We start from the raw sequence: 343 nt of genomic DNA on the forward strand, positions 1-343 counted from the left end.
AGCAGGCAACTCGACTGAACCACCCTCAGCCATCCGCCCACCTCCTCGCAGAAGAAAACATCACAAACTACTTCGAGTCCTCGGCCGAACCCCGCACGGACTCACCCAGCAGGTGATCAAACGCCTTCGCGTTATCCTCATCCAAACCAACAAACTCCGTAACAGCCTTGTCCACACTCGCAACAGTCTTATCCACTCCCTCATGCATATCGCCAAGAGCTACCCGGGACCCATCCGCGTCAGCCTTATAACCCTTCTCGAACTGCTTCCCGATCTCATCATCACCCCAACACCCCTCATACTGATCAAGAACCCCATTCAACGCCACCAACGCATCCCTCAA

1 protein-coding gene is annotated in these 343 nt (G+C 54.8%); it reads right to left on the minus strand.

What is annotated here, in order from left to right; genetic code table 11:
- Positions 1 to 67: 67 nt before the first annotated feature.
- The coding region (locus ACFOSH_RS43225; RefSeq protein ID WP_378247488.1) for a hypothetical protein at positions 68 to 343 on the minus strand (276 nt) is incomplete at its 5' end.

It is taken from the genome of Amycolatopsis speibonae (genome assembly GCF_042647925.1).
GTDB lineage: Bacteria > Actinomycetota > Actinomycetes > Mycobacteriales > Pseudonocardiaceae > Amycolatopsis > Amycolatopsis speibonae.